We start from the raw sequence: 14589 nt of genomic DNA, 5'->3' as shown, positions 1-14589 counted from the left end.
TCATCGACTGTCTGTGCTTACCGCAACAGCCGATCAGTCGACCATGCGCATGGTCGCCGACCCGCGCATGCACCCGAATCTCCGATCGTTCAAGGGGTTGCCATGAAGGTCTGTCTTGTCGCCAGTTGTCTTGTCCTGTTCGGCACTATCGACCAGGCCCGCGCCGAAGAGCCGATCGCTACCGACCGTCCCGATTTCGTCGAATCCAGCCTCACTGTCGGTGATCGTCGGCTGCAGGTGGAAACCAGCGTGGCGTGGGAACGCGACAATCGCGTCGATGGCTATGCCACCCCCACCCTGTTCCGCTATGGCCTGGGCCCGACCTGGGAATTGCGGCTGGAGACCGATGGGCTCCAGCGCATCGATGCACCCGGCGAAGCGACGGTCAGCGGCATGTCCGACGTCTCGCTCGGCGTCAAACACCATCTTGCCGGCTCCGACGATGGCAAGGCCTCGCTGGCCTGGCTGCTGCACGTGGACCTGCCCAGCGGTGCCCGCGCCCTGCGCGGCCACGGTGCGCGGCCCTCGTTCCGGCTGGTGGCCGAATGGGATCTCAGCGACAGCATCTCGGCCGGCATGATGCCCGGCGTGGTGTGGGACGACGATGGGCAAGGCAATCGCTACACCGCCGGTATCTTCGGCGCGGTGCTCGGCAAGGCCTGGAACGACCGCGTGCGCTCCTTCGTGGAAGTGGCATTGCCGCAGATCGCCAACAGCGACGACGGCGGCACCACCGCGCTGCTCGATGTCGGTTCTGCCTGGCTGCTGAGCAACGATGTGCAACTGGATGCGGTATACAGCCGCGGCCTCAACGATCGCTCACCGGATCACGCACTCGGCGTGGGTCTGTCTTTCCGCTTCTGAAACAGGCCGCACAATGAAGATCATGCACATGCTGGGGATGCTGGTGCTGGTGGCAGCGCTTGCCCTGCTCGCCTTGGGCGGCGTCGGTTACAACGGCCAACGCGGCCTGCTCGACGCGATCGCCGCGCAGGTGACGTCTTCCGACGCGCTGCGCAACCACATGCAGGCGGACATGATGCACGACGCCTTGCGCGGCGACGTCACCGCCGGCCTGCTTGCCGCATCGCGTCAGGACGATGCCGCCATCGCCAACGCACGCAGCTCGCTGGACGAACACGCCGCAGAATTCCATCAGGCGCTGGAAGCCAACCGCAAGTTGCCGCTCGCCCCGGCACTGCGCAGCGATCTGGATGCAGTGACACCCACCTTGCAGGCCTATATCGCCTCGGCCAGCCAGGTGATCGGCCTGGCCGAAACGCATGCCGACAGCAGCGCGGCCTACGCCGATTTCACCGAAAAATTCGAACAGCTCGAAACCCGCATGGGCGACATCAGCGAGCGCATCCTGGCCTTGAACAAGGCCAATCGCCAGCAGGCCGAGCAGTACAGCCAGCGGGTGATGTGGCAGCAAGGCGGCGCAGTGGTCCTCGCGTTCGTCTGCCTGGCACTGGCCGCCGGCTGGATCCTGCGCTCGGTGTTCGGCCTGCTGGGCGGCGAGCCACAGGTCGCCATGACCGCTGCCCAGCATATCGCCGAAGGTCGGCTGGACCAGCCGATTCCGGTGGCCGCACACCATTCACGCAGCCTGATGGCCGCGCTGGCCCGCATGCAGCGCGAACTGCGCGAGCGATTGGAGCGCGAGCGCAGCATCGCCGCAGAAAACCTGCGCATCCGTACCGCGCTCGACAACGCCTCCACCGGCATGTACATCGCCGACCCGGACCTGACCATCATCTACACCAACAACGCATTGCAGACCTTGCTGCAGACCTATGCCGACGACATCCATGCCTGCGCGCCGGCATTCGAGCGATCGCAGAACCTGATCGGCCAATCGGTGGCGCTGCTGGAAGTGGGCAATGCGCAGGATGCGGAGATCTATCAACGTCTCGACCGCCAGGGCGCCGCCCAACGCGAGGTGCAGTACCGCACGGCCTGCATCACCCAGGATGTGTCGGCCATTCGCGATGCAGCCGGCACGCACATGGGTTTTGTCTGCGAATGGCGCGACCGCACCGCCGAGGCGCGCGTGGAGATCGACGTGGCCGATGTGGTGCGCAGCGCGGCTGCGGGCGACCTGTCCAAGCGCATCGACAGCGCCGGCAAGCAGGGCTTTTTCCTGCAGCTGGCGCAGCAACTCAATGCCTTGCTCGACGCCAACGCCGGCAGCATCGCAGCAATCTCGCGCCTGCTCAGCGCCCTGGCCGACGGCGACCTGAGCGTACGCATGCAGGGCGATTTCCACGGTGTGTTCGCCAGCATGCGCGACGATGCCAACACCACGGCCGAACACCTGGCACTGGTGATCGGGCGTATCCAGCAGGCGGCCGGCAGCATCCACACCGCATCCAGCGAAATCGCCGCCGGCAACAACGATCTGTCGCAACGCACCGAGCAACAGGCGGCCAACCTGGAAGAAACCGCCGCCTCGATGGAAGAACTCACCTCCACCGTCAAGCAGACCGCAGAGCGCGCGCACCAGGCCAATCAGCTCGTCATCGGCGCGGCCGGTGTCGCCTCGCAAGGCGGTGCGGTCGTGGCCAAGGTGGTGACCACCATGTCCGGCATCGAAGTGTCGTCGAAGAAGATCGCTGAAATCATCAGCGTCATCGACGGGATTGCGTTCCAGACCAACATCCTGGCCTTGAACGCGGCGGTGGAAGCGGCGCGGGCCGGTGAGCAGGGTCGCGGTTTTGCGGTCGTCGCCAGTGAAGTGCGGATGCTCGCGCAACGCTCCGCCGGTGCGGCCAAGGAGATCAAGCACCTGATCGACGACTCGGTCAGCAAGGTCGCCGAAGGCTCGCTGCTGGTGCACCAGGCCGGCACCACCATGGCCGATATCGTGGCCAGCGTGCAGCGTGTCACCGGCATCATGGGCGAGATCGCTGCGGCCTCGCAGGAACAGTCCTCCGGCATCGAGCAAGTCAATCGCACCATCACCCAGATGGATGAGGCGACCCAGCAGAACGCTGCATTGGTGGAAGAAGCCACCGCTGCCGCACGCACGATGGAAGACCAGGCCGGCCAATTGGCGCAGGCGGTGTCGCGCTTCACGCTGGCCGATGCGCCTGGCGCCACCGCGTCGGCGCGCACACCGACGGCACCTGCCGTCACCCGCGTCGGCGGCATGGCCACGCGCACAGCCGCCTCTCCCTAGCGCTGCCAGCCCGCCTGCGATCGCCACGCGCAATCATGGTCGACTGCAGGATGCTGGAAGTGCGCAGGCCTGCAGGCGCGCACGTGCGCGTGCAGGCTGATGCGTCATGCGAGCAAAGGGTGGCCTAGCGCAGCAACATGTTTCTTGCATGATTTTTGCGGGTTGCGGCGCACTATTGCTAACCAGTCATCCGTGCAGCGTAAAGAATCAAACCGGCGGGCCGTTAGCGAGCTGGACTCTCCCTGTGCGATACCCAAGGTAACTGATGAATAAGTTCAACGATTGGCCGATCCGCCGCAAACTGATGGCGGCCTTCTGCCTGAGTGCAGTCCTGACCGCGTTGCTGGGCGGCTTGGGCCTGTGGCGTATGAACCAGATGCAGCAGCAAACCACCCTGATCAACCAGGACGTGGTGCCCGTGTTGAGCCGGCTCTCCGAGCTACGTGGGTTTGCCGGCGAATTCCGTGTCTATGAGGTGGGCCAGTTTCTCAATCTCGAAGACCCGGAACGCTATGCGATGTTCCTCAAGCGCATGGACGAGATCCAGGCCAAGTATGTCGAAACGCAAAAGGCGCTCGATAGCAAGATCGGCCCCACGTCTGCGTTGAAGGACGACTACGCCGCGCTCACCGATGCCAGCACGCGTTACTTCGCTGCCAATCAGCAGCTGCGCCCACTTTATCTGCAGCCCGATCGCACGGCTGCCAGGGAATTTTCGCGCAGCCAGTCCGGCGAGCTGCGCAAGACGCTGTTTGCTGCGGTGGATAAATTGTATGCGCGGCAGTCCAAGGCCTTGGGCGACATGGTCGCTGCCAGCGCTGCCTCGTCCAAGCTGACCAGCGCCGTGCTGCTGATCGGTACGCTGTTGATGGCCGCACTGTCGGTGACCTTCGGCTGGCTGATCGCACGCAGCATCACCAACCCGCTGTCCAAGGCGCTGGGGGCGATCCGGGCAGTCTCGCGCGGCGATCTGAGCGTGCAGGTGAACAAGACCGGCAACGACGAAATCGGGCAGATGCTGGATGCCACCGGCAGCATGACGCAGATGCTGCGCCGCTTCTCCGACGAGACCGCGCGCATGTCGCATCTGCATGCGGCCGAGGACATCACCCACCGCATGCCGGAAGACTTCCCCGGCGTGTACGGCACGCTGGCCAGCGGCATCAATACGATGATCTTTGAGCATCTGGATGCCATCACCGACTCCGTACGCATCCTCAACCAGTACGCACAAGGCGACCTGACCCAGGACGCACGCCGTCTGCCGGCCAGCCGCGCGATCCTGCACGAGGCGATGGATGCGGCCAAGGCCAGCCTGTTGTCGATCAACACCGAGATCAAGCAGCTGGCGCAAGCCGCTGCCGCCGGCGACTTCAGTGCGCGTGGCGATGCGGCACGCTTCAAGTACGACTTCGCCGTGATGGTGTCGGATCTGAATTCGATGATGGACGTCAGCGATCGCAATCTTGGCAAGCTCTCGCAGTTGCTCGGTGCCGTGGCCGACGGCGACCTGACCGCGCGCATGGATGGGGAGTTCCACGGCGTGTTCGCGCGCCTGCGCGACGATGCCAATGCCACCACCCAGCGGTTGACCGACATCGTCGGCCGCATCAAGCACTCCACCCTGACCATCAACACCGCAGCAGGCGAAATCGCTGCCGGCAACAACGACCTGTCGCAGCGCACCGAACAACAGGCGGCCAACCTGGAAGAGACCGCCGCCTCGATGGAAGAGCTCACCTCCACCGTCAAGCAGAACGCCGAACACGCCCGCCAGGCCAACCAGTTGGCGATCGGCGCGGCAGATGTGGCGTCGCACGGCGGCAACGTCGTCGGCCAGGTGGTCACCACCATGTCGGGCATCGAAACGTCATCGAAGAAAATCGCCGAAATCATCAGCGTCATCGACGGCATCGCGTTCCAGACCAACATCCTGGCCTTGAATGCAGCGGTGGAAGCGGCGCGTGCCGGCGAACAGGGGCGCGGCTTTGCCGTGGTCGCCTCCGAAGTACGCACCCTGGCGCAGCGCTCGGCTGCTGCCGCTAAGGAGATCAAGGGACTGATCGACGACTCGGTGAGCAAGGTCGCCGAAGGGTCGGCGCTGGTCAGCCAGGCCGGCACCACCATGAGCGAGATCGTGTCGTCGGTGCAGCGCGTCACCGACATCATGAGCGAGATCTCCGCTGCCTCGCAGGAGCAGTCGGCCGGCATCGAGCAGGTCAACCAGACCGTCACCCAGATGGACGAAGCCACCCAGCAGAACGCGGCTCTGGTGGAAGAAGCCACCGCCGCTGCCCGTTCGATGGAAGAACAGGCCCAGCAACTCACCGAAGCGGTGGCCTTGTTCCGCCTGTCCGCCGAACTGGAAGCGGTGACCCGTGCCACGCCGGTGGTGCGCCACATCGCCGCCAAATCGCGCGCTGCGTCTTCCAGCACACCGCCGACTGCCAGGTCGCCGGCAGCACGGCCTGCTGTTGCCGCACGGGGCGCACTGGCCGTGGCATCGTCCAGTGAATCGGACTGGGCCGAGTTCTAAACCACCGTATCGGCGATGTAGCGGCCGATGCAGTCAAAGTCGCGCTCTTCAGGAGCGCGGCTTTTTTATTGGTTTAGAGCGGCTAACAAAACGACTTCGCGTCAGCCTACTGCAGGCCGGCTGATGTGCGGCCTGGCTGCAGGGCCCTTGCCCGCCCAGCGTCGCGGGACACGCTGCAAGTACGTCCTTGTAAGCGCTTACGCGGCATCCATGCCGCGTAAGGTCCCGCGACGCTGGGCGGGCAAGGACCAGTCAAGATGGTCGGCATGCATGGGTTTAAACAAAGCAACCAGCTGAGTCTCTGGTGCGGTGTCCTTGCCGCTTGCGGGACCGTGTGGCGGCATGGATGCCGCCACCGAGCCTCCAGGGATGGATTCACGGCGTGTCCCGCCAGCGGTGAGGGCACCGCGCATTCGACCCACTCCGTGTTTGATCTGGACTTCTGACCGCATCCACCAAGATACGGCCGACAAAACCACTGCACTCCCTGACAGGCGCTCGCCAGGTTTTGTTAGCTGCTCTTCCTCTCGAAGACACCGCCAGCGCCATGGGCACTGAAAAAAATAGTTTTCCGAAAATATACTGCAGAGTCCACCATTCAAACAAGGTATTAAAATTATACTGAAGAGTCCGCTATATCTTTGAATGGCTGCCAGGAAAACATGTAGACCAGCATATATACTCGATGAACATCACAAGTATAAATAAGTTTATATATATATTGTTTTCAGACCATTCAGTGATATCCGTTACCTGCCGTTAAAGGCATAGCGACCTATTACCAAGCAGCCTGCCCGCGCTGCATCGTCGCTTCCTTTACCCGCACAACGCCACCAGGATTCGATTATGAATGCATTTCTCCAGCGCTATAATGTAGGTCGCCGCCTAGGCGCAGCTTTCGGCATCCTCATCCTGTTGTCGGGTCTGCTGGTAGCGGCTGGGCTCAGCGCCATGGTGGATGCGAGAGCGCAACTGGACACCATCGTCAAGGACCGTCTGGTCAAGATCCGCCTGAGCAACAACATGCGCTCGGCGAACGCGGACATTTTTATCGCACTGGGGACGTTGGCAGCGGTCACCGACCCGGCGTTGAATGCCGCAACACTTGAGGAGATCAACAAAAGCCGTGCGGTTTATGCACATGAGCGCAAAGCGCTCGATGCGTTTCCGGCCTCTGAGGCGGGGCGCAAGGTCCGTGCCAAGATCGACGCCGCACGCGACGTCGCCAAAGGGTTGAACGACCAGGTGATCGCACTGGCCGTGCAAAACCGCAATGAACAGGCGCAACAATTGATGGTCGACAAGGCGCGGCCGGCGATGATGACCTGGTTGGCCGCTATCGACGACAACGTCGGTTTGCAGGAAAAGCAGACCGCCGTCAGCTACGATACATCTGTCGAGGCCATGACACGCGGCAAAAACCTGTTGATTGCAGGCGGCCTGGCAGTGCTTTTGATCAGCGGTTTGCTGGCGTACGTGATCACCCGTAGCCTGACCCAGCCGCTGAGCCGCGCCACCCGCGCCGCAGAGGCGATTGCCGGCGGCAAGCTGGACAATGACGTCGATACGCATGCCAACGACGAAGCGGGCCGCCTGCTCAAGGCGATGAGCAAGATGCAGCTGCAGCTGCGCAACCTGCTCGCCGCGCAGGCCGATATGGCCAAGCGTCACGACGACGGCCAGATCAGCTTCCGTATCGACGCCGATGCCTTCCCCGGCGAATACGGCCGCATGGCGCACGACACCAACACGCTGGTGGGCTCGCATATCGCAGTGAAGATGCGCCTGGCGCAGATCATGGGCCGTTACGCGATCGGCGACCTGTCCGACGATATGGACAAGCTGCCCGGCGAAAAAGCCGTGCTCAGCGACACCATGGCGCAGGTCAAGGTCAACCTCGGCGCCATGAATACCGAGATCAAGCACCTGGCGCAGTCGGCCGCCAATGGCGACTTCAGTGCGCGCGGCGATGCCGACAGCTTCCAGTACGACTTCCGCGTCATGGTGGACAGCCTCAACAACCTGATGGCCACCGCCGACGGCAACCTGCAATCGCTGTCGGGCATCCTGCAGGCCATTGCTGCCGGCGATCTCACTGTACGCATGGAGGGGGAATTCAAGGGCGTGTTCGCACAGATGCGTGACGACGCCAACGCCACTGCCACGCAGCTGGCCCAGATCGTCAGCGGGATCCAGCAATCGGCGATCTCGATCAAGAGCGCCGCCAGCGAAATCGCCGCCGGCAACCAGGACCTGTCGCAGCGCACCGAGCAACAGGCCGCCAACCTGGAAGAAACCGCTGCCTCGATGGAAGAGCTCACCTCCACCGTCAAGCAGAATGCCGAAAGCGCGCGCCAGGCCAACCAGCTCGCCATCGGCGCGGCCGGTGTCGCCTCGCAGGGCGGCGAGATCGTCAGCAAGGTCGTGCAGACCATGAGCGGCATCGAAGCCTCGTCCAAGAAGATCGCCGACATCATCTCCGTCATCGACGGCATCTCCTTCCAGACCAACATCCTGGCCTTGAACGCGGCCGTGGAAGCGGCGCGTGCCGGCGAACAGGGCCGTGGCTTTGCGGTGGTCGCAAGTGAAGTGCGCACCCTCGCCCAGCGTTCGACTGCGGCGGCCAAGGAGATCAAGAGCCTGATCGACGACTCCGTGCAACGCGTCACCGATGGCTCGGTGCTGGTGCACAGCGCCGGCACCACCATGGGCGAGATCGTCTCCAGCGTGCAGCGCGTCACCGACATCATGGGCGAGATCTCCGCCGCATCGCAGGAGCAGTCCTCCGGCATCGAGCAGGTCAACCAGACCGTCACCCAGATGGACGAAACCACCCAGCAGAACGCCGCATTGGTGGAAGAAGCCACCGCTGCCGCACGCTCGCTGGAAGATCAGGCCATCCAGCTCACCGAAGCGGTTGCGGTGTTCAAGACCGAGGCCGGGCATGCCCGCACACCGGTGCGCGCCGTCACCCGCACTACGCAGGCGGCGCCGCCTGCGCACAAGCCCAAACTGGTTGCAGCAGCCCACAAGCCCAAGGTAGTCGGTAAACCGGTAGCGGTCGCCTCCAATGGAACGGATTGGGCCGAGTTCTAAACGCCGCCTGCATCCTTGTTGCCACGCACATGCGGCGCTGTCATCAGCGCCGCATTTTTTTGTTGCATCAGGCCAGCCGGGTCGCGCATGGCCCGCCAACGCGCTCCATTGGTTGAGATACCAGTGATGCTAACGCCTTGGCACAGCCCCGGATCGAGGGCATTCCGGCCCGTGCATCGTTAAAAATCCGGGAAAAATCGCCTCGGCAAACCTTGCTGGTCATACCAGCCAGCACGCTGCGGTTTTACGAAGTTAAACGCCGACGAAACTGCGTGACTGATCTGTGATGAAGAACTTAAGTCTCGCGTGACTACGCCGTTAGTTAGTTCAGCAATCAGGTGACACCAGACGCAACTCATCTGAGACGCACCGTGGCCCAACCACGGTTGTTCCCCGGAGCGCGGTGTCTGCCGCTCCGACTACTCCACGTCTTACCAGCTCAAGGCTCATTCGATGAAACAGCTAAGTCTTTCGACACAACTGGCACTGGGATTCGGCACAGTGGTCCTTGTGCTCTTGATCGTTGCAACGGTAGGCCTGCGAGGGCAGTCGGAGTTGGGTAAGGCAGTGGCCATGAACGACCACACCTATCAGGTCATCGCGACCGGCCGCGCGATGTCGATTGCCACGGTCAATATCGAAACCGGTGCGCGCGGCTTCTTGCTGTCCGGCCAGCAGGCCCATCTGGATCCGTACAAGAACGGCAAGGAGCAGTTTGAAAAGGACTTCACCCGCGCCAAGACGTTGACCGCCGACAACCCGGTCCAGCAGGAACGCCTGCAGCGCCTGCATGCCGCCTACGATCAGTTCATGGGCCACGAAGACCGCCTGATCGCGCTGCGCGGCGAAAGCAGCGAGACCGATCTGGCCGAATTGCTGACGCAGTTCAAGGCCGGCCATGAACGCGTGGCGATGGGCGAGATCCGTAAGCTGCTGGTCGATTTCGAAGGGCAGGAAAACGAGTTGCTGGTCAAGCGCAGCGCGGCATTGACCGCCGCCAAGAACAGCAGCCGCTGGTCGATGATCATCGGTAGCGGCATCGCCGTGCTGGTGGCAGGGGTGAGCGGCTGGTTGATTCGTCGCCGCCTGGTCAATCGCCTGGGCACCGCCTCGCATGTGGCCGACTCCATCGCGGCCGGCAACGTCTCGATCGTGGTGGACAGCACCGGGACCGACGAAACCGGCCGCCTGCTCGCCAGCATGAGCAAGATGCAGCAGCAGTTGCAGAAGGTGTTGCACGCCCAGCTGGAAATGAAGCGCCGGCACGACCAGGGCGAATTGAACTATCGCGTCAATGAAGCCGAGTTCCCTGGCGACTACGCCACGATCGTGCGTGGCAACAACGACCTGGCCGCTTCGCATGTCGCAGTGATGATGCGCCTGGCGCAGATCATGGGGCAGTACGCCGTCGGCGACCTGCGCGAAGACATGGAAGCCCTGCCTGGCGACAAGGCCGTGCTCAGCGACACCATGGCCAAGGTCAAGGGCAATCTGTCTGCGGTCAATCACGAAATCAAGCATCTTTCGCAATGTGCCGCCAATGGCGACTTCAGTGCGCGTGGCGATGCCGACAGCTTCCAGTACGACTTCCGCGTGATGGTGGACAGCCTCAACAACCTGATGGCCACCGCCGACGGCAACCTGCAGTCGCTGTCCGGTTTGCTGCAGTCGATCGCTGCCGGTGACCTCACTGCCCGCATGAGCGGCGAGTTCCACGGCGTGTTCGCTCAGATGCGCGATGACGCCAATGCCACTGCCACGCAGCTGGCCCAGATCGTCAGCGGTATCAAGCAGTCGGCCATCTCGATCAAGGGCGCCGCCAGCGAAATCGCCGCCGGCAACCAGGACCTGTCGCAGCGCACCGAGCAGCAGGCCGCCAATCTGGAAGAAACCGCTGCCTCGATGGAAGAGCTCACCTCCACCGTCAAGCAGAACGCCGAAAGCGCACGCCAGGCCAACCAGCTCGCCATCGGCGCAGCCGGTGTCGCCTCGCAGGGCGGCGAGATCGTCAGCAAGGTCGTGCAGACCATGAGCGGCATCGAAGCCTCGTCCAAGAAGATCGCCGACATCATCTCCGTCATCGACGGCATCTCCTTCCAGACCAACATCCTGGCCTTGAACGCGGCCGTGGAAGCCGCGCGTGCCGGCGAACAGGGCCGTGGCTTTGCGGTGGTCGCCAGTGAAGTGCGCACCCTCGCCCAGCGCTCGACCGCGGCGGCCAAGGAGATCAAGAGCCTGATCGACGACTCCGTGCAACGCGTCACCGACGGCTCGGTGCTGGTGCACAGCGCCGGCAAGACCATGGGCGAGATCGTCTCCAGCGTGCAGCGCGTCACCGACATCATGGGCGAGATCTCCGCCGCATCGCAGGAGCAGTCCTCCGGCATCGAGCAGGTCAACCAGACCGTCACCCAGATGGACGAAACCACCCAGCAGAACGCCGCATTGGTGGAAGAAGCCACCGCTGCAGCACGCTCGCTGGAAGATCAGGCCATCCAGCTCACCGAAGCGGTTGCGGTGTTCAAGACCGATGCAACACAGGCGCCCACGCCGCAGCGTCCCGCTGCATCGCATCCGTCGGTGTCTTCGACGGTGAAGGCCAAGGTCGCCGCTGCCGGCCGCACTGCCGCCTCCAAGCCGCGTGCGGTGGCCACTGCGCCCAGCAACGACAGCAGCTGGCAGGAGTTCTGACTGAACGGAGCCGACCGGCACAGTTGCCGGTCGGCTCAAGCCGTAGCGGGTGCCGCCGATACGCTGCGTACGCCCATGAGACATATCGATGACCACGTCCCCCGCGCTATTGGCGCAGACCACCCCACCTGCTCCGCGCCGCTGGAATAGCCGCTGGGATAACCTGGCCATCGCCAAGAAGCTCGGTGCGATCGGTGTGCTCGCCTTGATCGGCATCGTCATTCCGGTGCTGCTCTACAGCGGCAAGCTCAACGAAAGCGTCTCCATCAGCAGCAACGAACTGCGCAGCTATGCGCCGCTCGCGCAGATGCTGGGCCTGATCACCGACCTGCACGCAGCCCATGTGGACAGCGGCAGCGCCGCGACGACCGCCGCAGAGCGCGCCGAGCGCGATCTGACCCAACTGCTTGCCACCACCGCCACCATGCCTGGCTTCGAACGCAGCCAGAAAGAATTGCTCGCCCTGCAGCAACGCCACATCGCTGGCACCACTGCAGACCGCTATACCGCGCTCAGCGAGCAGGCGTTTGCCGCGCTCGACGCCCTGCGCGACGACAGCCAACTGGTCTACACCCCGTATATCGAGAGCTACCACCTGGTGGTTGCCACGCTGATCTACGGCCCCGATGCCACCGAATCGTTGACCCGCCTGGACGCAGCCAGCGACCCATCGCAGGCCGCCGACAGCCGCGCCATGCTGCGCGAACAACTCGGCCAGCTGACGCGCAGCCACGTACGTTTCCGGCATGAGCTGGACAAGGCGATGGGTTTGCTGGAACAGCCCGACCCTGCCCTGGCCGACGCCGCCAAGACCGAAGCCACCCGCGCAAGCGCTGCACTGGCCGAACTCGGCGCCGCGCTGGAAGGCAGCGACGCGCAGGCCGACAAACGCTGGAACGCCGCGCTCGACAGCCTGGCCACCACCATGCGCGCGCTCAGCGGCGTGTCGTTGCACGCCTTGCAGCAGCAGTCCGAGCGGCACCTGGTCGATGCACGCAGCGCGATGTGGCAGGCCATTGCCGGGCTGTCGCTGCTGGCGGTGCTGATCGCCGCACTCGGCTGGTACACCTTGTCCAGATTGATCCGCAATGTGCGCCGCGCCGCCGCAGTGGCTGCCGACATCGCACAAGGCAGGCTGGACGAGCGCATCGTGCCGCCCAGCCGCGATGAAACCGGGCAACTGCTGGACAACATGCGCAAGATGCAGGAGCAATTGCAGCACGTCCTGGCGGCCCAGAGCGAGATGGCCCAGCGTCACGATGCCGGCGAGATCAGCTATCGCATGCAGGCCGACAGCTTCCCCGGCGCGTACGCCACCATGGTGCGCGATACCAACACGCTGGTCGGCGCGCATATCGCGCTGAAGATGCACATGGCGCAGATCATGTCGCGCTATGCCATCGGCGACCTGAGCCAGGACATGGACCGCCTGCCCGGCGAAAAGGCCGTCATCAGCGACACCATGCAGACCGTCAAGACCAACCTGTCGGCGATGAACGGCGAAATCAAGCTGCTGGTGCAGGCCGCCGCCCAGGGCGATTTCAGCGTGCGCGGCGATACCCAGCGCTTCCAGTACGACTTCCGGGCGATGGTCGAAGGCCTCAACCAGTTGATGGCCACCGCCGATGGCAATCTGGCTGCGTTATCCACCGTGCTGCAGGCCATTGCCGCAGGCGATCTGACCCTGCGCATGCAGGGCGATTTCCACGGCGTGTTTGCGCGCATGCGCGACGACGCCAACGCCACCGTCGCGCAGCTCGCCGACATCGTCGGACGCATCCAGCACTCCACCGATACCATCAACGATGCCGCCAGCGAGATCGCCTCCGGCAACCAGGACCTGTCGCAGCGCACCGAACAACAGGCCGCCAATCTCGAAGAGACCGCCGCCTCGATGGAGGAACTCACATCCACCGTGCGCAATAACGCCGAACATGCCCGCCGCGCCAATCAATTGGTGGTGGGCGCAGCCACGGTGGCTTCGCAGGGAGGAACGGTGGTCGGCCAGGTCGTGGACACCATGGCCGACATCCAGGCCGCTTCCAGCAAGATCGCCGACATCATCGGGGTCATCGACGGCATCGCCTTCCAGACCAATATCCTGGCACTGAATGCAGCGGTGGAAGCCGCACGCGCCGGCGAACAAGGGCGCGGGTTTGCCGTGGTGGCTTCCGAAGTACGCACCCTGGCCCAGCGGTCGGCCGCTGCTGCCAAGGAGATCAAGCAGCTGATCGCCGATTCGGTGAGCCGGGTCGAACATGGCAACCAGTTGGTCGGCCAGGCCGGACGCACCATGCAGGACATCGTCGATTCGGTGCACAGCGTCGCCACCATCATGCAGGAGATCAGCGAAGCCTCGCAGCAGCAGTCGCAGGGCATCGAACAGGTCGGCCAGACCATCGCGCAGATGGACCAGGCCACCCAGCAGAATGCCGCGCTGGTGGAAGAAGCCACTGCCGCCGCACACGCGATGGAAGAACAGGCGCAGCAACTGCGCGATGCGGTGGCGGTCTTCCGCTTGCAGGCGGCCGCCCCCTCCCTGGGTCGGGCTGCCTGAGACCGGCGCACGCGCTTGCTCCGCGATGTGGCCGCGCGGCAACGCATGGCTGATGGTGGGCCGATCCGAATCGGCCGATCGGCGTGCCGTGCCGTGATCGGCCCGACATGGACCAGCGAACCGGCCACTGGAGCCGCTGCGCAGGCAGCCCCTTAAGTAGCGGGTACGACGCCACGTGCGAAGACGCAGCGCCGGCCAGGCGACGCAGCAGGAGCGTTGGCCGATGACGTTGCGCAGCCAATACGCAGCCAAATTGGCCTGTTCGCCACCGGCTCAGGCAGCCGTCGCTGCTGTTGGCGCGCATCCGCCCGCGTCAGCGTCGCGTGAGGACGGCGTCGCTCCGGCGCTGTTTGGCAGACAGCCAGCATGCATTGACGGGCCGCGTATGCACACCGACGTCACTTCGATGACGGTTTCCCATACGCAGCCGCATTTGGCTGGTTCAGTCGTGGAAATCCTGGCCGTTAAGAACCTTGTCATGCATACCTGCTCTGCAATCGTTTGCGTCGTGATCGAACATCACCCGCA

General features: G+C 63.8%; 5 protein-coding genes and 1 pseudogene. All 6 read left to right on the top strand.

Annotated elements, in window-relative coordinates:
• Positions 1–102: 102 nt before the first annotated feature.
• The 6 genes and pseudogenes from GGR61_RS02990 to GGR61_RS02965 all read left to right on the top strand — a co-directional run bounded on the left by GGR61_RS02990 (position 103) and on the right by GGR61_RS02965 (position 14061).
• On the top strand, positions 103–864 hold the full coding sequence (locus tag GGR61_RS02990; protein ID WP_184408619.1) for a transporter: 762 nt from the start codon (positions 103–105) through the stop codon (positions 862–864).
• Between the two features lie 13 nt (positions 865–877).
• Positions 878–3115 (top strand): annotated as a pseudogene (locus GGR61_RS02985) (methyl-accepting chemotaxis protein); the annotation flags it as partial.
• 331 nt (positions 3116–3446) lie between these two features.
• Positions 3447–5717: a methyl-accepting chemotaxis protein gene (locus GGR61_RS02980; protein WP_184620399.1), complete on the top strand. Its 2271-nt coding sequence runs from the start codon at positions 3447–3449 to the stop codon at positions 5715–5717.
• A gap of 846 nt (positions 5718–6563) precedes the next feature.
• Positions 6564–8813 (top strand): methyl-accepting chemotaxis protein, encoded by a 2250-nt coding sequence (locus GGR61_RS02975; RefSeq protein WP_184620398.1) that lies wholly within the window; start codon positions 6564–6566, stop codon positions 8811–8813.
• Between the two features lie 573 nt (positions 8814–9386).
• Positions 9387–11504 (top strand): methyl-accepting chemotaxis protein, encoded by a 2118-nt coding sequence (locus GGR61_RS02970; protein WP_184620397.1) that lies wholly within the window; start codon positions 9387–9389, stop codon positions 11502–11504.
• 88 nt (positions 11505–11592) lie between these two features.
• Positions 11593–14061 (top strand): methyl-accepting chemotaxis protein, encoded by a 2469-nt coding sequence (locus tag GGR61_RS02965; protein WP_184620396.1) that lies wholly within the window; start codon positions 11593–11595, stop codon positions 14059–14061.
• Positions 14062–14589: the final 528 nt, after the last annotated feature.

The organism is Xanthomonas sp. 3058, assembly GCF_014199765.1.
GTDB classification, from domain to species: domain Bacteria; phylum Pseudomonadota; class Gammaproteobacteria; order Xanthomonadales; family Xanthomonadaceae; genus Xanthomonas; species Xanthomonas campestris_B.
Note: the sequence above shows the minus strand (reverse complement) of the source record. Positions and strands in the feature narration are given on the sequence as shown.